We start from the raw sequence: 15,885 nt of genomic DNA on the forward strand, positions 1-15,885 counted from the left end.
CGATCGCGTCGGGGGCAATAATGGCATGAATTCAGGGTGTTGGAAAATCCCGCTCGACGGGGACCTGCGCGGCCAACGGCGAAGCGCGAAAGATCGATGCCGGGAGCCGTGTCCTCCGATTGGCGGACTGGAACGTTATGGGATGATGGAACCGGTAATTCGCCGGCAATGAACGGGTGTGAAATGTCCCTGATGACCCGATTTTCCGCACTCCTGGCATCTCTCGCCCTGGTTCCTCTCGTCACGTGGGCCGATCCCCCCGGGCGCGTGGCGCGGCTGTCCCTCATCGAGGGGCAGGCCTCCGTCTTTGTCGATCCTGCCCAGGGTTGGGAAGGCGCGCAGGTCAACAGCACGCTCACGAGCGAGAACTCGGTTTGGACGGATCCGCGCTCGCGTGCCGAGGTCCGTTTTGGCGCCACCGCCATCGCCCTGGGCGAGGTCACGCAATTCGACATCGTCCGGCTGGACGACGAGACCTTCCGCGCCCACGTCGCGCGCGGCTCCCTGGCGATCCATATTCGCGAGCTCGACCCGCGCGAGTCCTACTACGTCGCGACGCCCGAAGCGCGCTTCCAGCTTCGCGGCACCGGCCGCTATCGCGTGGACACGGACCCCGAGCGCGGCGAATCGCGGCTCACGGTCCTGTCGGGCAACGCGCGCCTCGAGAGCGCCGGCGGGTTCATCAGCGTCGATACCGGCCGAAGCGTGCGCGTGACAGGCGGAGAACGCCCGGGGTACGAGCTCGAGCCGGCCACTTCCTCCGCCCTGGACGACTGGGCGATCGCCCGCGACCAGCGGCTCGAGCAGCGGGAAGCGGCACGCTACGTACCCCAGCAGATGACGGGGTGGGAAGAGCTGGACGACTACGGCGTCTGGCGCAACGAGCCGGAATACGGCGCCGTCTGGTACCCGACCCGCGTGGTCGCGGACTGGGCGCCTTATCGATATGGCCGCTGGACCTGGGTCCGCCCCTGGGGCTGGTCGTGGGTGGACGATGCGCCCTGGGGTTACGCGCCCTCCCATTACGGTCGCTGGGCATACATCGGCAACCGCTGGGGCTGGTACCCGGGCCGCTACGAATCGCGGCCGATCTGGGCGCCGGCATTGGTGGGCTGGGTGGGCCGCCCGGGCTGGAGCGTCTCGATCTCCACGGGGCCCGCGAACGTCGTCGGCTGGTATCCGCTGTCTCCCTATGACCGCTACCAGCCCTGGTACTCGACCAACGTCACCTACGTGAACAACGTGAACCGCGTCGTGATTCCCCCTCGACGGGATCGCAATTACCCGCACTACGACAACCGCGATCGCGGCGCCACGGTCGTGCCTCGAGAGAACTTCGGCTCCCATCGCCCGGTCCAGAGCGTCATCACGTCCGTCAGCCGCGACGTCGTGGCAGCGCAACCGGTCGTGCCCGGCTCCTCGGTCCTGCCGCCACGCTACTCGGGGCGGCCCTCCATGTCCGACCGCACGCCGCCAACGGGAGGCACTCGCCCGCCCGCGCGCGGGGAGCCCGGCGTCAATTCGCGGCCTGCCTCGCCCGCGCTGCCGGGCACGCCGGCGACCAAGCCGGTGGCAGCGCCTTCCTATCCGTCGATGCCGTCCTCGCAGCCATCGCGCGTCGCGCGGCCCGTGCCCGCGTATCCCGCTTCGGGTGCGAAGCCCCCCGAGGCTTCGTCGGGGCGCACAAAGCCGCCCGAGTCACGCGGCAACGATGCCCGCCCGCCACGCACGTCGGATACGGCGGCCAAGCCGTCCCACCAGCCTGCACCGTCGCCATCGACAGGCAAGCCGTCCCACCAGCCCGCGCCATCGCCATCGGCAGGCAAGCCGTCGGCCCAGCCTGCGCCGTCGCCATCGGCAGGCAAGCCGTCGGCCCAGCCCGCACCGTCGCCATCGGCAGGCAAGCCGTCGGCCCAGCCCGCACCCACGCCATCGACAGGCAAGCCGTCGGCTCAGCCCGCACCGTCGCTGCCGTCGGCGAAGCCCGGGCGGCCCGTCGATAAACCCGCCGAGCAAGGCCAGGGAGGCTGAAGATTTTCCGGCCTGCGCGGGGATGCTAGTCTCCGCGCATGCCGACCAACCGTCCCTACTGGAGCCTCGCCATCGCGGGCGCGGCGATCCTCGCCGTCACCATGGGGATCCGCCAGTCGCTCGGGCTCTTCGTTTCGCCGCTCAACACGAACACGGGGCTCGGCATCGTCACGGTGAGCTTCACGCTCGCCGTGGGCCAGTTCGTGTGGGGCGCCGCGCAGCCTGTCTTCGGCGCGATCGCCGACCGCGTCGGGCCGGTGCGCGTGATGATGGCCGGGGGACTGCTGCTCGCCATCGGGCTCGCGGCAACGCCGTTCATGGCATCGAGCCTGGGCCTCGTTTTCTTCCTGGGCGTCGTGGCCGCGGCGGGTGCCGGCGCCGGCAGCTTTTCCATACTCATCGGCGCGGCCGCCAACCGCATCCCGCCCGAGAAGCGTGCCTTTGCCTCGGGGTTCATCAACGCCGGCGGCTCCTTCGGGCAGTTCGTGTTCGCGCCGCTCTCGCAGGCGCTCATCGGCGTCGCGGGCTGGGTCACGGCGCTCTGGGCGCTGGCCGTCGCGGCCCTCGCGACAATTCCGATGTCGGTCGCGTTTCGCGAGCGGCCGGGCGAGCCGCCGCACGGCGCGACGGCACCGGGACTCACACTATCGAGACAGATTGCGGAAGCATTCCGGGATCCGAGCTACTGGTGCCTGCACGCAGGTTTCTTCACCTGCGGGTTCCACATCGCGTTTCTGGTGACGCACCTGCCGGGCGAAGTGGATCTCTGCGGATTGCCCGCGTCGGTGTCCGCGGCATCGCTCGCCATCATCGGACTGGCCAACATTGCCGGCAGCCTCGGCGCGGGGTGGCTCTCCCAGACGCACCGCATGAAGTGGATTCTCTTCTGGATGTACGGCACGCGCGCCATCGCGGTGGCCATCTACCTCCTGCTGCCGAAGACGGTGGCGACCTTCTATGCCTTCGCCGCCGTGCTCGGGCTCACCTGGCTCGCGACCGTTCCGCCCACGGCGGGGCTCGTCGGCAAGCTCTTCGGCACGCGCTTTCTCGCCACGCTCTTCGGCCTCACGCTGCTGTCGCACCAGATCGGCGGGTTCTTCGGCGCGTGGCTGGGGGGGCTGGCGATCCAGCACACCGGCAGTTACGAATGGATGTGGTACGCCGACATGGCGCTCGCCGCGGCAGCCGCCGTGGTCAACATCCCGATCCGCGAGGAGGTCCCGCAGCCGGTGGCGAGGGCGGTGGCGTAGGCGAAGCAGGGGAAAGGGGTCAGGAATAAAAAATTGGCTGGGTTTGTTTTTTGGTTTTGGCCAGATGAGGGTGCCATCGACTGCGAAATCCGGACCTATTGCGATTGAGGTCCGGACAGCGATTCCCGAGGCAACTTGACCTGGCCAAAACCAAAAAACAAACCCAGCCAATTTTTTATTCCTGACCCCTTTCCCGACGCGCCGCTATCCAACCCGCATCGTCACGGCGGGGCCGCCTCGGTCGAGCCGGTTCCGCTTCAACGCAGCTTTCGGCCGGTGAACTCCTCCTCGATCGACTCGCGGTAGTAGCTCGCGGCCGAAGGCGAGCTCATCAGGCGCCGGTACACCTCCGGCGACACGTTGGCGTACTCGTAGGTGCCCGCCGTGGTCTCGACGACCAGCGTCCGGTTCTTCTCGTCGTATCCCGCGGCTCGCAGGCCCGTGGCGTTCAGCCTCTTCATCTCCATCGCCTTCCTCCCTTTCGGATCCGTCTCAACCGCCCGCCGGCGCCGGTTCCGCCGCGGGTTCCTGCTTGACTGCCTCGATCTGGATTGCGATCTTCACTTCGTCGCCCACGAAGCTGGAGTAGGCGGTCATGCCGAAGTCCGAGCGATTGACAGTCGCGACGACGTCGGCGCCGCACGTGAGGCGCACGAAGAACGGCAGCCGCGTACAGCCGAAGCGCACGATGTCCAGAACGACAGGGCGCTTGACGCCCAACAGCGTGAAATCCCCCGTGGTCCGCTTCGGGACGCCGGCCTCGAACACGATCGAGCGCGAGCGATAGGTCATCGCCGGGAAGTGCTCGGCGCTGAAGAAATCCTCCCCCTTGAGCATCGCGTCGAGCAACTTGTTACCCGTGCTCAGAGCGCTCACGTCGATGGTGACGTCGATCGAGCCGGTTCCCGCGTCGCGGTCGAGGGCGATGCTCCCCGTTGTATGCTCGAATCGCCCGCGTAGCGTGGAGATGCCGAGGTGGCTCACCTCGAACGAAGGGTAGGTATGGCCCGGGTCGACCACGAAGTCTTCAGGGGCAGACCACGCCGGCATCGCCATCGCGGCCAGCAGCACCGCCGCGGACATCGGCGCGCGGCGCTCGAACGCCCCTTCCCGATCGCGTGGCCGGGAATCGTCGCTCACTTGCCCGCCTTGTCGCCCCACAACTCGCGCAGCCGCGCGTCGCGTCCGCAGCCGTTGCGGTAGAACTTGTAGCGCACCGGGTTCTTCAGGTAGTAGTTCTGGTGGTAGTCCTCGGCGGGGTAGAAGGTTCCGGCCATCTCCACGGGCGTGACGAGGGGCGCCTTGAAGGGCTTCGACTTTTCGAGCGCGGCCTTCGAGGCTTCCGCCGCCTTCCGCTGCGCCTCGGTGTGATAGAAGATCCCGGTGCGGTACTGGGTCCCGGAATCGCAGAACTGCCGGTCGCGAACCGTGGGATCGATGTTCACCCAGAACACCTCGAGGAGCTTCTCGTAGGTGACCTTCTTCGGGTCATAGACGACCTGCATTGCCTCCGTGTGCCCGGTCGAGCCCGAGGAAACCTGTTCGTACGTGGGGTTGGCGGTGCGCCCGCCGATGTAGCCGGAAGTGGTCGAGATCACGCCGGGAATCGCGTCGTAGGGCGGCTCCATGCACCAGAAGCAGCCGCCGGCGAAGGTGGCTTTCTCGGTGGCGGCCTGTGCCAGGGCGCCGGCCGGGACAGCCAGTGCTGCAACGAGGGTGAGGATCTTCAGGACTCGCATCGACTTCTCCGCACGGGAACCGGGATGGGGTGCGTCGTTCGACCGCGCCGGGTCCCGGGAATTCCCGGCGCCCCGCAGGATCTCATGGCCGGCCCCAAAGCCACGCCGCGCCGCGCACGCCGCCCGAGTCCCCATGGACCGGCGGCACGAGGCGCGTGCGCACCTCATCGGAAAACACGCACGGACCCCAAAGGCGCGGCACGCGGTCGTAGAGCCGCGAGAGGTTCGAAAGCCCGCCGCCCAGGACGATCACGTCCGGATCGACGATGTTCATCACGATCGCCAGGGACCGGGCGAGGCGCCCCTCGTACCGGCACAACGTCGCTTCGCATCCGGCATCGCCACCGGCAGCGCGACGCGCGATCTCGGCGGTCTCGAGACGCTCGCCTGTGGCGTGCTCGTGGTCCGCGGCCAGGCCCGGCCCCGAAAGATACGATTCGACGCAGCCCCGGCGCCCGCAATAGCAGGACGGAAGGGGCCTGTCCTCGTCGCCGGCCATCGGCAACGGGTTGTGCCCCCACTCCCCGGCAATTGCATTGGCCCCGGTGAGAACCCGCCCCTCCACGACGATCCCTGCGCCCACACCCGTCCCGAGGATCACGCCGAACACGATGGACGCGCCTCGCGCCGCGCCGTCCACCGCCTCCGACAGCGCGAAGCAGTTGGCGTCATTGGCGAGCCGCACCTCGCGGCCCAGGCGCGATTCGAGGTCCGCCTTGAACGGCCGGTCATTGAGGCGGGTGGAATTGGAATTCTTCACGAGCCCGGTGGCGAGCGACAGGGCGCCCGGCATGGCAATGCCGACCGCGCAGCGCACGCCGCGTTCGCGCTCGGCATCCGCGACCAGCCCCGCGATGGCGTCCAGGATCGCGGCGTAGTCCCCCGCTGGCGTGACGACGCGCCGCCGCAGCACCTCGGCGCCGGTGTCGTCGAGGACCGCGATCTCGATCTTGCTGCCGCCCAGGTCGATGCCGATTCGTTCCATGCGTGGCGCGACTATAGCCGAATATTTCAGGTGCAATTCGCGGTGTGAGCCACGTCACACCGCTTGCGAGCGCGCGAACCGATAGTGGGGCCACAAGCAGTGAACAACCCCGCAAGCGCGCACTTTGGCGAAAGCCCGGGCCGGGGGCACACCCGGCCCGGGCACGCCTTTTAAGGACGATTCGACTCCACCGATGATCGCTTCCGTTCGCGCCCTCGTTTCCCTGTCGCTCCGCGCGAAGCTGGTGGTGTCGCTGCTCCTCTTCGAGGCCACGAGCCTCGCCTTCCTGGTGTGGCACGGGCACCAGTTCGACATCACGCGCGCCGAGGCGGAGTTCCAGTCCTCCATTTCCCAGATCCGTCCGCTGTTCAATGCCGCGTTGGCGCCGGCGCTCGCCGGGGACGACGCGCTGCAGATCGTGAGAGCGATCGATGCGGTGCGCCGCATGCGCGGCATGACCTACCTCGTCGTGCACGACGGCGAGGGCCGCATCATCGCCGCAGAAGGCTGGCCGGCTGGCAAGGCCCTGCCCGGTCTCGACGCCACGCTCGAAGCCTCCCTGCCCAAGGGAAGGTTCGACACGATGTTTCCCCTCGCTCTGGGGGAGCGGACCGTCGGCAACGTCCACGTGGGAATCACCACCGCCCCGTGGCGCGAGGCCATCGACCGGCAGTTCGCGGACGCGATCTTCAAGGCGACGAGCGCGTTCTTCATGTCGGTCCTCATCTTCCTCGTGGTGGTGAACCCGCTCGCGCGCCGGCTCGAGCGGCTGCGCAGTGCCTCCGAGCGCATCGCCGGCGGCGACTATTCCATCCGCATCCGGCAGGATGACACCGACGACGTCGGGCTCCTCGCTCGCGCCTTCAACGACATGGCCGGCCAGGTGCAGGCGCGGATGTCGGACCTGGAGGCGAGCCGGCAGCGTTTCCACGCCTTCGCGGACTACACCTACGACGTGGAACTCTGGTTCGGGCCCACCGGGCGCCTCCTGTGGATCAACAAGTCGGTCGAACGGCTCGTCGGCTACACGCCCGAGGAATGCCTGGCCGACCGCGAGTTCCCGTTCTCGCGCATCCACCCTGACGACCGCGAGGCCGCCTTCGAACGCAGCGTGGCGGCGCTCGCGGCGCAATCGACCGGTTCCGACTTCGAATTCCGCGTCCTCAAGAAGGACGGCACCGTGGAGTGGGTGAGCAATTCCTGGCAGCCCATCTACGCGCCGGACGGGAAATTCCTGGGCCTGCGCTCGAGCCTGAACTCGATCAAGGCGCTCAAGGACACGGAAATGAGCCTGCGCAGCACGCTGGCGCGGCTCGAAGAGGTGAACGACCTGCAGGTGCTCACTTCCGAGAGCCTGCGCATGGAGCGCTCGCGGCTGTTGTCGCTCCTGTCCGCGATGGACTTCGGCGTGGCGCTCGTCGATCCGTCGCGCAAGATCATCTATTCCAACCCTGCTTTCGCCGAGGTCTGGTCGATCCCGGTTCACGAAGCGGTGCTGGGGCTCGAGCTCGTCAAGGCCCTGGAACTCGCCGAGGATGTGGTGGCCGACCTGGAAGCCTTCACCTCCCGGCTGCCGGACCTCGTGGCGAGCCGCCATGTCTCCCCCGCGGAGGAATTGAAGCTCCGGTCCGGGCGCATCCTGCGGCTGCGAGTCTGCCCTGTGCAGGACCTGGCGGGCACGAGCCTGGGTGCGGTGCTCATCCACGAGGACATCACGCTGGCCCGCGAGAGCGAGACGCAGCTCGCCTTCCTGGCGGAACGCGACCCGCTCACGGGCCTGTACAACCGGCGCCGCTTCGAGCGCGAGCTGACCGAGCGCATGGACCACGCGTCGAGGGAGAAGCAGCGCCTGGCCCTGCTCTTCTTCGACCTGGACGAGTTCAAGAGCGTGAACGACCTCTTCGGCCATCGCATGGGCGACGCGGTCCTGCTGCAGGTGGCCGGCGAGATCCGCACGCACCTCAGGCGCAACGAGTTCTTCGCGCGCATCGGAGGCGACGAGTTCGCTCTGGTGGTCGGCGACATCGGCGACGAGCACCTGCACCTGCTCGCCGACCGGCTGATGAGCGTGGTGGGCGCGATGAGCTTCACCCTGGGCGAGGTGCGCCTCTCCCTCACCTCGAGCCTGGGCATCGCCGTGTACCCCAGGGACGCGGCGACGCCGCAGGACCTGATCGCGCACGCCGACGCCGCGATGTACCAGGCCAAGGATGCCGGCAAGAACACCTGGCGCGTCTATCGACCCGATCACACCGCGACGCTGCGCCAGCGCTCGCTCGTCACGTGGAACGATCGCATCCGCTTCGGGCTGCGCAACGACGGCTTCGAGATTCACCTGCAGGGCATCTTCGACACCACGACCCGGAAGCGGCGCCACCACGAGGCCCTGGTGCGGATGCGGGACGGCCCGGACGGCAAGCTCCTGCTGCCCGGCGCGTTCATCGGCTTCGCGGAGAAGTCCAACCTCATCATCGACCTGGACCACTGGGTGGTGGCGCACGTGATCGACATGCTGGCCGCCGACGCATCCCTGGCGCCCGTGGCGGTGAACATTTCCGGCCGCTCGATCGACGAGCCCGGGATGACGGACTACATCCGTTCGCAGCTCTCCGCGCGGGGCGTCGATCCGGCGCGGCTCTATGTCGAGATCACGGAGACGGCGGCCATCCGCGACATGCGCGACGCGCAGCGGTTCATCCTCGACCTGCACGACACCGGCTGCAAGGTCTGCCTGGACGATTTTGGCGCCGGCTACTCGACCTTCGCCTATATCAAGCAGCTGCCGGTGGACGTGATCAAGATCGACGGCCTGTTCGTGAAGAACCTGGCGCGCGAGCGCGACAATCAGGTGTTCGTGCGCGCCATGCTCGATATCGCCCGCGGTTTCGGCAAGGAGGTGGTCGCCGAGGCGGTGGAAGACGAGCACACGCTCGACATCCTGCGCGGCTATGGCGTGGAAATGGCGCAGGGCTACGTATTCGAGATGCCCTTCCCCGTCGCCCACCCGCGCGAAGTGGCGCAACGCGCCGAAACCTCGGCCGTGATCGTGCGGCCCAACTTCGTCGAGCGCCGCCGCGCCGCCCGCTAGAAAAAGGGGACAGACCACTACTGTCCGGTTAAAAACCGAGAAGAGTCAGTTGGTTGGGGTTGAGGGGGTTGGTCAAGAGTCGCGCATCGTCGACAAGGGCTTGTTGCAGCGGCATTTTTCGAATACGGTGACCGAGAGAATCTGTAGCAGCGTGTAGAGCGAGGCTTCGAGATGCAACTCCTTTTCCACGATGGCCACCAGCACGTAGACGGATACGGCCGTCCAGATTTGTGTCTTGACGGCGTTCTGGGGGGGGTGCCAGAAGCGCTTGTCCGCGGGGATCCACTTGAAGCCGCGGGGGGGCGCGGCGGCCGGCACCGCTCGGGGGAGTCGTTTCTCGCAGAAGCCGTTGAGGGCGATGGTTTGGTCCCAGATCACGCCGGTGCTGCGGTCGCTGGGGCGGAGTACAGGCGCCTGGCATCCATGTTCGATCGGGCGCGGGTGACGAAGAACGCCGCCGCCTGGGGGGGGAAGGGGAGGGGGGGGGGGGGGGGGGGGGGGGGCGCCGGGGGGAGAAGGCGCCGGACTCGGGCACCAGAAGATCGAGCACATTGACGTCGTGCAGCTTGCCGTCGCTGCGTGGATGAAGCTCGGGATGTTGCCGCGCAGATCGAGCAGGGTGCATCTTCACCGCGGCTTTGGTCGAGCAGAAGTGCGCCCACGGAAACACCGACAGGCACAGGTCGATGGTGGTCGTATCCAGCGCGTATACCGTGTTGGCCAGATCCCGCAGGGGTCGGGGGGCGGGCGCGCCCGGCGAATCAGCACTTGCGCGAAATCGGCCCAGATTCGCCAGTCGCGGCACGCTATCGCGAAGGCCTCCCGCCCGTCAGCTGTGCAAACGCCAAGACGCGGAACTGCTCGGCGCAATTGGGTGTGCGCACGCGTTGGTCGCCACCGTAGCGAGTCACGATGCGCCGGAAACTCGTCCAGGGCACGAAGTCCATGATCTGCGCGAACAGCGTCTTGCCACGTACATGAGCGTCCCCGGCTTGTGATACCCGAGAACATCGCCGAAACCGGCAATCACATTCAAGTCGGCACCAAGCTGAATCATCCGTAACGTCTCGTCAGATAAGACATTTTTGTCTCACCCCGTCACGTTAACCGGACAGTAGTGGGGACAGACCCCTTTTCAGATAAAGGGGTCTGTCCCCTTTCTGCGCGGGTGGTCGCGGGAGGGGATGCGGTAGAGCCAGAGGGCGAGGGTGACGCCGAAGAGCGCGAGCGCGGCCTTGAGCCACGGCGGCTTCACGAAGAAGGTGATGGAGGCGGCCAGCGTGCCCGACATGAGCGCGATGCCCCACAGCTTCGTCTTCCACGGGATGGCGCGATGCCGCTCCCATTCGGAGACGATCGGGCCGAAGGTCCTGTGGTCGAGGAGCCATCGGTGGAACCTCGGCGAGGAGCGCGCGAAGCACGCCGCGGCGAGCAACATGAAGGGCGTGGTCGGCAGCACCGGGAGAACGATCCCCGCGACTCCCAGGCCGACCGCGACGAAACCCGCGCTCATGAGGGCGATCCGCACCGCGCGCGAATCGTGGACGCGCGCAGGGCACCGGGGCGCCCCCACGCTAGAATGCGCGCCATGAACCTGCTTATCGTCGCGACCATCGCAGTCGGGCTTTTCGTCGACCAGCACGCGGGCGTCCACGGCCAGCTCGCCGTGAACGTCCTCGCGTGGGCCGTGCTGGCCCGCCTCTGGTTCGCCTCCGCTCCCGCGCAACGCCCCGCCCTCCTCGCCTGCCTCGTCTACGCCACCGCCGGCGAAGTGTTCCTCTCGCTGGGGTGGGGCCTGTACGACTACCGCCTCGGCAACATCCCGCTCTTCGTGCCGCCGGGGCATGTCCTGCTCTTCTACCTCGGTACGCAAATCGCCGCCCGCTTGCAGGACGGCGCCGAATGGTGGATCGCCGCGATGGCCCTCCCGATCGTCGCTGCGTTCGCGTGGACCGGCCGGGACACGTTCGGCCCGTTCCTCTTCGCGCTGTTCCTCGCCTGCATGTTCCTGTCGAACTCGCGCAAGCTGTACGCAACGATGCTGGTGCTGTCACTCGCGATGGAATTGTGGGGGACGTGGCTGGGCAACTGGGCCTGGCGCCGCGAGGTGCCTTGGCTCGGGCTCGTCACCGACAACCCGCCGCTCTCGGCGGGCGCCTTCTACGCGGCGCTCGACATGCTCGTGGTGAGCACCGTCGCCGCGTGGCGCCGTCAGCCGCCCGCGAGCCCCATCCTCACGCCCAGCACGGCCTCGCACCAGGCCGCGACCTGCAGCGCGCGCTCGTCCTCGCGATAACGCCCCACGACCTGCAGCCCCAGCGGCAGGCCGCGCGGGCCGCGCCCCGAAGGCATGGTGATCGCCGGAAGCCCGGCCATCGTCCACAGCGAGCAGAACGTGGCATCCCCGGTGCTGCCGAGACCCTCGGGTGCTTCGCCCGCAGCCGGGATCGTGACGATCGCGTCGCAGCCGTCGTAGAGCCCGTCCAGCCAGCGGCGATATTCCTCGCGACGCGCGAGGTTCTTCGCTTGCTGCTCCGCCGTGATGGCCTTGCCGCGATCCAGCAGGTCGGTCAGCGGACGCGACATCTGCAGGCGGTGGCGCGATTCGAGAGAAGCGAAGCCGCGCGCCGCGTCGTAGTCCATGATCGAGCCCGAGACGTTCCACGCTTCGTTGAACGCAGGAGGCAGCGGCACGTCGCGCACCAGCGCGCCCGCGTCCTTGAGGATGGCCACGGCTTCGGTGAAGTTGGCGCGCTGGGCTTCGGAGGCGATCGACCACTTGGGCGTCTTCACCATCGCCAGCCGCGGCGCATGCCCCAGCGGCGCCAGGGGCACGGAAAGCGAGCGCATGCCGGCACGGATCCCCGTGGACTCGTCGCGCGAATCCAGTCCCATGAGGCAGGCGCCGAACCACGCCGCATCCTCGATCGAGCGTGCGAAGACGCCCACATGGTCCAGGGTCCGGCTGAACGGGAAGACCCCGTCGCGCGAAATCGCCCCGAAGCTCGGCTTGTAGCCCACGATGCCGCAGAAGGCCGCGGGCCGGATGATCGAGCCCAATGTCTGCGTGCCGATGGCCACCGGCACATACCCCGCCGCCACCGCCGCCGCCGACCCGCTCGACGAGCCGCCGGGAGTATGGGCAGGATTCCACGGGTTGCGCGTCTTGCCGGGGTGGCGGAAGGCGAATTCGGTGGTGACGGTCTTGCCCATCACCAGGCCGCCCAGCGCCTCCAGGCGCCGCACGATGCCGGCGGAACGCCCCGGCACGTGGTTGGCGAAGATGCGCGAGCCCATGCGCGTGGGAATGCCGCGCGTCGCGATGATGTCCTTGACCCCCACCGGAACGCCGTAGAGGGGCAATTCCTTCAGGATGCCCCCGGAGCGCTCCTCGGCTTCGGCCATGGCTCGCGCCGGCTCGAACCACTCGAAGGCCTGGATGCGCGGCTCCAGGGCCGCCACGCGCGTGTTGAGAGCCTGGATGTAGTCCGGGACGGTGAAGCGGCCGTCCTTGAAGGCGGCATAAAGGGCGCGAAGGCCGAGGGTGTGGGGCTCCATCCCGCTATTCTGCCGGGGGAACCGGTCGCGGCCAACCCACCCTTTCAAGCCAGGGCTTGCCTGAGGGCGTCGATGCCGGCCTGGGCGATGATCTCGTCGTCGCTCGCCTTGACGCCAGAAACCCCAATTGCGCCAATGAGTTGGCCGTCGATTTCGATCGGCAGGCCCCCCTGCAGCAGCACCGGCTCGCCCGGGGCCGACAGGAACGAATAGCGACCCTGGTTGACCATTTCCTCCAGCAACCGGGTGGGGCGCTTGAAGGCCACCGCGGCCTTGGCCTTGCCGAGTGCGGTCGCGACGCTGGAAGACTGGGTACCGTCGATCCTTTGCAGGCAGAGGGCGTGACCGCCGTCGTCGACCACCGCGATCACGACCTTCCAGCCGCCCGCGAGCGCTCGCGCTTCGGCGGCGGCAGAGATGAGCCTGGCCGCTTCCAGGGTGAGTGTTGTCTTGGTGGGCAAGGTGATGGGCATCGGGGCCTCCGTCGGCAGATTCATCAGGCCGATCATACCTTCGGGGACAGGTCGGCAAGGTCCGGACGCTCGAGCGTGAGTTGCACGCCCGCATACGTCGGCGTGAACAGTGCGACGGCGCCCGAAAGCAACGGCGACGGCGTGCCCGCCTCCCGCGCCTGCGAGGCCCGGCCCGCTCGCCGTTCGTCGTAGCGGTCGAACGCCCCGAAGAGTTCGGCGCAGAGAACCAGGAGCTCGCGTCCCTCGGCAGTGGGCTCCATGCGGCGCGAGCGCGCCTCGAGCACCGGCGCGCCGATCGTCTCGGAAAGTTTCCGGATGAGGCACGATACGGTGGGCTGGGCGAGCGACAGCTCTTCCGCGGCGCGTGTGACGCTGCCGTGGCGCACACAGGCCTCGAATGCCGTCAGCTGCGGGAAGAAACCGTGTCGGAAGTAGCGCCGCAGGCGGGCTCGGGTCATGGGACTCTCCTGGCGAAAGTTCGTTAGCCGTTCCACGCCGCTTCCGGAGTCCGGAAACGACGCGGCCTTTGCCCCGGTCGGGTCAAAGGCCGCAGAAACGAAGGGCCTTTGCCGCGATCTGGCAAAGGTCTCGCTAACAAACGGGCGCCTGGCGCTCCGCCTGCCGACGATACCGGGGCCCGAAGGCCCGTATTGACGACATCGCCGTAAAAGCTACTCCCCTTTGGAGGGCGCGATCCGCCAAGGCGGATCGCGCTGTCTTTATATCGGCTCGCGACCGAACGCGCAATCCTCGCGTCATTCGAATTCGCAATGCATCGAAAGATGCAATCGCTCGATTGCGCAATTCCATCCGCCAGCGGGCGGGGCTTTGGATAATTCCCTCATTCCCGACCCAGGAGAACGCGGATGGAGATCGTCTCGATGGAGTTCCTGTCGGCTCTGGCCGCCATCGTCGTGATCGACCTGGCGCTCGCCGGCGACAACGCGATCGTGATCGCGCTCGCCGCACGCAGCCTGCCGCCGCAACTGCAGCGCAAGGCGATCCTCTGGGGGACGGTCGGGGCCATCGCGGTGCGCATCCTCATGACCCTCGTGGTCGTGTGGCTGCTCGGCATTCCCGGGCTCATGGCGGCGGGCGGCGCAATCCTCGTGTGGATCGCGTTCAGGCTGCTCAAGCCCGGCAACGGCGATTCGCACGAGGTGAAGGCCGCCGTCACGTTCGGGGGTGCGATGCAGACCATCGTCGTCGCGGATGCGGCCATGGGCCTGGACAACGTCCTCGCCGTGGCCGGCGCCGCGCACGGGTCCTTCGCCCTCGTGGTGATCGGCCTTGTCATCAGCATTCCCATCGTCGTGTGGGGCTCGACCCTCATCCTCCACTGGGTCGCGCGCTACCCGCGCATCGTCCACGTCGGGGTGGCCATCCTCGCCTGGACCGCCGCCAGGATGATCGTGAGCGAGCCCCTTTTGGCCGACTATTTCGTCACTCACGACTCGGCCCGCCTGGGCATGTACGCGCTCGTGTTCGTCGCCGTCTTCGGCGCCGGTTCCCTCGCCCGCCGCCGTCTCGAGCGGGCACCCCAGGCCGTTTGAATCCCCTACTGCAACGCGACAGGAGCCACGCCATGAAACGAATCCTGATACCCGTCGATGGATCTCCCAAGGGCCTGGCGGCCGTCAGGGCCGCCGTGGCCGAAGGCCGGGCCGGGGTCCAACGCATCGACCTGGTGAACGTGCAGCCACGCTTGCCGCGCCATGTCTCCCGGTTCGTATCCCGGCGCGACCGCGAGGACTGGCGCGAGGACAACGCTCAACGCGCCCTCGAGCCCGCCCGCCGACTCGTCGAGGCGTCGGGCATCGCCTGCCGCACCCATGCCGTCGTGGGGCCGATTGCGCAGGGGGTCGTCGACACCGCGCGGCTGGTCGGCGCGAACGAGATCGTCCTGGGCGCAACGAAGCGCGGGTTGCTCGGCAGGCTGATCTGGAATTCGGTGAGCACGCGGCTCCTGGAGACCGCGAGCGTGCCGGTGCGGGTCATCCCGGCAGCCCCGACCCCGGCGTTCGAACGCCTGGCCATCCCGCTCGGCATCGGCGTGGCGCTCCTGGTGTTCGCGGCGGACGACTGAGAACCCGCTACCGCGTTCAGAAGGTGTAGCCGAAGGCGATGCCGCTACGCTTGATGGTGAGCCGCTCGGGGGTGAGCCCGGGCAGGTCCGGCATGAACCGCCTGGCACCGGGAACCGTGATGCGGCCCGTGGAATCCAGGCAGACCTCGAATTCCGAAACGCCGCAGGACGTGCCGGGTTTGAGGTGCAGGGTTGGCGCGCGTTCCAGCCGGCTCTCGGTCGCGAGAGGATCGAAGGTCGATTTCGCGTTCCCCCCGGCGAGCGGGCTTGCGTATGGGTTCGCGGGCAGACGCAACGGGGCCTCATCCGCGGCGGCCGCGGGAAGGGCAACCAGGGCAACCAGGGCAACCAGGGCAACCAGGGCAACCAGCAAGACGGAGAGCGGGGCGCGCATGGCCATTGGGTTCCACGAACTACGTCCCTGGATACGCGCAAGAAGAATGCCCGCCACGTCTTCCGCGAGCGCAGAAAATCCTGTGCTGTAACCGGTTGTTTCAGTTGCACTTTCCGGCACCGAGGCCACGGATGTGACGTGCGACACTTCGATCGCGCCGCAGGCAGTCGCACCCGCCCGACAACTCGGCCACGTATTGCCCCAAAGTGTCATGCGCCGGTGCCCCGTTTGACGATCGTCGAACGACACCGCTGGGAACCTGTGGGAAAATCGCGCATCTC

16 protein-coding genes and 1 pseudogene are annotated in these 15,885 nt (G+C 67.9%); 6 read left to right on the forward strand and 11 right to left on the reverse strand.

Annotated features, from left to right (window positions below; translation table 11 throughout):
- The first annotated feature begins 192 nt into the window (after positions 1–192).
- Together IPP91_05695 and IPP91_05700 are read left to right on the forward strand one after the other, a co-directional pair.
- A complete protein-coding gene (locus IPP91_05695) occupies positions 193–2,031 on the forward strand; it encodes a FecR domain-containing protein (protein MBL0141556.1) in 1,839 nt (612 codons plus the stop codon).
- A gap of 38 nt (positions 2,032–2,069) precedes the next feature.
- On the forward strand, positions 2,070–3,281 hold the full coding sequence (locus IPP91_05700) for an MFS transporter (protein MBL0141557.1): 1,212 nt from the start codon (positions 2,070–2,072) through the stop codon (positions 3,279–3,281).
- A gap of 257 nt (positions 3,282–3,538) precedes the next feature.
- On the opposite strand, the gene IPP91_05705 is transcribed toward IPP91_05700, so the two are convergent.
- From IPP91_05705 to IPP91_05720, 4 genes are all read right to left on the reverse strand, one after another.
- The gene (locus IPP91_05705) at positions 3,539–3,748 is read right to left on the reverse strand and encodes a KTSC domain-containing protein (GenBank protein MBL0141558.1); all 210 of its coding nucleotides are present in this window, start codon (positions 3,746–3,748) and stop codon (positions 3,539–3,541) included.
- Positions 3,749–3,773: 25 nt separating this feature from the next.
- A complete protein-coding gene (locus tag IPP91_05710; protein ID MBL0141559.1) occupies positions 3,774–4,421 on the reverse strand; it encodes a polyisoprenoid-binding protein in 648 nt (215 codons plus the stop codon).
- Positions 4,418–5,020: a peptide-methionine (S)-S-oxide reductase MsrA gene (gene msrA, locus IPP91_05715; GenBank protein ID MBL0141560.1), complete on the reverse strand. Its 603-nt coding sequence runs from the start codon at positions 5,018–5,020 to the stop codon at positions 4,418–4,420. Before msrA ends, IPP91_05710 begins: the two co-directional genes overlap by 4 nt.
- 82 nt (positions 5,021–5,102) lie before the next feature.
- Positions 5,103–6,005 carry an ROK family protein gene (locus tag IPP91_05720; protein MBL0141561.1) on the reverse strand — a complete coding sequence of 301 codons (903 nt, stop codon included), beginning with the start codon at positions 6,003–6,005 and terminating at the stop codon, positions 5,103–5,105.
- A 193-nt stretch (positions 6,006–6,198) separates the two neighbouring features.
- Here IPP91_05720 and IPP91_05725 point away from each other — a divergent pair, with 193 nt between their 5' ends.
- Positions 6,199–9,093 carry an EAL domain-containing protein gene (locus IPP91_05725; GenBank protein ID MBL0141562.1) on the forward strand — a complete coding sequence of 965 codons (2,895 nt, stop codon included), beginning with the start codon at positions 6,199–6,201 and terminating at the stop codon, positions 9,091–9,093.
- 72 nt (positions 9,094–9,165) lie between these two features.
- On the opposite strand, the pseudogene IPP91_05730 reads toward IPP91_05725, so the two are convergent.
- The 3 genes and pseudogenes from IPP91_05730 to IPP91_05740 all read right to left on the reverse strand — a co-directional run bounded on the left by IPP91_05730 (position 9,166) and on the right by IPP91_05740 (position 10,606).
- Positions 9,166–9,342 (reverse strand): annotated as a pseudogene (locus IPP91_05730) (IS4 family transposase).
- Between the two features lie 557 nt (positions 9,343–9,899).
- Positions 9,900–10,040 carry a DUF4372 domain-containing protein gene (locus tag IPP91_05735; protein MBL0141563.1) on the reverse strand — a complete coding sequence of 47 codons (141 nt, stop codon included), beginning with the start codon at positions 10,038–10,040 and terminating at the stop codon, positions 9,900–9,902.
- A 188-nt stretch (positions 10,041–10,228) separates the two neighbouring features.
- Complete coding sequence (locus tag IPP91_05740) at positions 10,229–10,606, reverse strand: YbaN family protein (protein MBL0141564.1); 378 nt, start codon at positions 10,604–10,606, stop codon at positions 10,229–10,231.
- Positions 10,607–10,681: 75 nt separating this feature from the next.
- Here IPP91_05740 and IPP91_05745 point away from each other — a divergent pair, with 75 nt between their 5' ends.
- Entirely contained in the window at positions 10,682–11,389 is a 708-nt protein-coding gene (locus IPP91_05745; GenBank protein MBL0141565.1) for a hypothetical protein, read from the forward strand.
- On the opposite strand, the gene IPP91_05750 is transcribed toward IPP91_05745, so the two are convergent.
- The 3 genes from IPP91_05750 to IPP91_05760 are packed head-to-tail and all read right to left on the reverse strand — an operon-like array spanning position 11,305 to position 13,582.
- Positions 11,305–12,651 carry an amidase gene (locus IPP91_05750; GenBank protein MBL0141566.1) on the reverse strand — a complete coding sequence of 449 codons (1,347 nt, stop codon included), beginning with the start codon at positions 12,649–12,651 and terminating at the stop codon, positions 11,305–11,307. The genes IPP91_05745 and IPP91_05750 overlap by 85 nt on opposite strands.
- Positions 12,652–12,695: 44 nt before the next feature.
- Positions 12,696–13,112, reverse strand: coding sequence for a heme-binding protein (locus IPP91_05755; protein ID MBL0141567.1), 417 nt, complete (start codon positions 13,110–13,112; stop codon positions 12,696–12,698).
- Between the two features lie 44 nt (positions 13,113–13,156).
- On the reverse strand, positions 13,157–13,582 hold the full coding sequence (locus IPP91_05760) for a LysR family transcriptional regulator (GenBank protein ID MBL0141568.1): 426 nt from the start codon (positions 13,580–13,582) through the stop codon (positions 13,157–13,159).
- Positions 13,583–13,990: 408 nt separating this feature from the next.
- Between IPP91_05760 and IPP91_05765 the strand changes: the two genes are divergently transcribed.
- Together IPP91_05765 and IPP91_05770 are read left to right on the forward strand one after the other, a co-directional pair.
- Entirely contained in the window at positions 13,991–14,677 is a 687-nt protein-coding gene (locus IPP91_05765) for a TerC family protein (GenBank protein ID MBL0141569.1), read from the forward strand.
- A 32-nt stretch (positions 14,678–14,709) separates the two neighbouring features.
- A complete protein-coding gene (locus IPP91_05770) occupies positions 14,710–15,210 on the forward strand; it encodes a universal stress protein (protein ID MBL0141570.1) in 501 nt (166 codons plus the stop codon).
- Between the two features lie 16 nt (positions 15,211–15,226).
- Here the strand turns inward: IPP91_05770 and IPP91_05775 are convergent, their stop codons facing one another.
- Positions 15,227–15,853 (reverse strand): hypothetical protein, encoded by a 627-nt coding sequence (locus IPP91_05775; protein MBL0141571.1) that lies wholly within the window; start codon positions 15,851–15,853, stop codon positions 15,227–15,229.
- Positions 15,854–15,885 lie beyond the last annotated feature (32 nt).

Source organism: Betaproteobacteria bacterium (genome assembly GCA_016720855.1).
Lineage (GTDB): Bacteria > Pseudomonadota > Gammaproteobacteria > Burkholderiales > Usitatibacteraceae > FEB-7.

What these genes read in the sequence shown, in the direction of transcription:
- IPP91_05725 (MBL0141562.1), top strand. Translation starts at nt 6,199, where the DNA reads ATGATCGCTTCCGTTCGCGCCCTCGTTTCCCTGTCGCTCCGCGCGAAG.
- IPP91_05695 (MBL0141556.1), top strand. Translation starts at nt 193, where the DNA reads ATGACCCGATTTTCCGCACTCCTGGCATCTCTCGCCCTGGTTCCTCTC.
- IPP91_05735 (MBL0141563.1), bottom strand. Translation starts at nt 10,040, where the DNA reads ATGGACTTCGTGCCCTGGACGAGTTTCCGGCGCATCGTGACTCGCTAC.
- IPP91_05770 (MBL0141570.1), top strand. Translation starts at nt 14,710, where the DNA reads ATGAAACGAATCCTGATACCCGTCGATGGATCTCCCAAGGGCCTGGCG.
- IPP91_05745 (MBL0141565.1), top strand. Translation starts at nt 10,682, where the DNA reads ATGAACCTGCTTATCGTCGCGACCATCGCAGTCGGGCTTTTCGTCGAC.
- IPP91_05705 (MBL0141558.1), bottom strand. Translation starts at nt 3,748, where the DNA reads ATGGAGATGAAGAGGCTGAACGCCACGGGCCTGCGAGCCGCGGGATAC.
- IPP91_05700 (MBL0141557.1), top strand. Translation starts at nt 2,070, where the DNA reads ATGCCGACCAACCGTCCCTACTGGAGCCTCGCCATCGCGGGCGCGGCG.
- msrA (MBL0141560.1), bottom strand. Translation starts at nt 5,020, where the DNA reads ATGCGAGTCCTGAAGATCCTCACCCTCGTTGCAGCACTGGCTGTCCCG.
- IPP91_05740 (MBL0141564.1), bottom strand. Translation starts at nt 10,606, where the DNA reads ATGAGCGCGGGTTTCGTCGCGGTCGGCCTGGGAGTCGCGGGGATCGTT.
- IPP91_05765 (MBL0141569.1), top strand. Translation starts at nt 13,991, where the DNA reads ATGGAGATCGTCTCGATGGAGTTCCTGTCGGCTCTGGCCGCCATCGTC.
- IPP91_05720 (MBL0141561.1), bottom strand. Translation starts at nt 6,005, where the DNA reads ATGGAACGAATCGGCATCGACCTGGGCGGCAGCAAGATCGAGATCGCG.
- IPP91_05760 (MBL0141568.1), bottom strand. Translation starts at nt 13,582, where the DNA reads ATGACCCGAGCCCGCCTGCGGCGCTACTTCCGACACGGTTTCTTCCCG.
- IPP91_05750 (MBL0141566.1), bottom strand. Translation starts at nt 12,651, where the DNA reads ATGGAGCCCCACACCCTCGGCCTTCGCGCCCTTTATGCCGCCTTCAAG.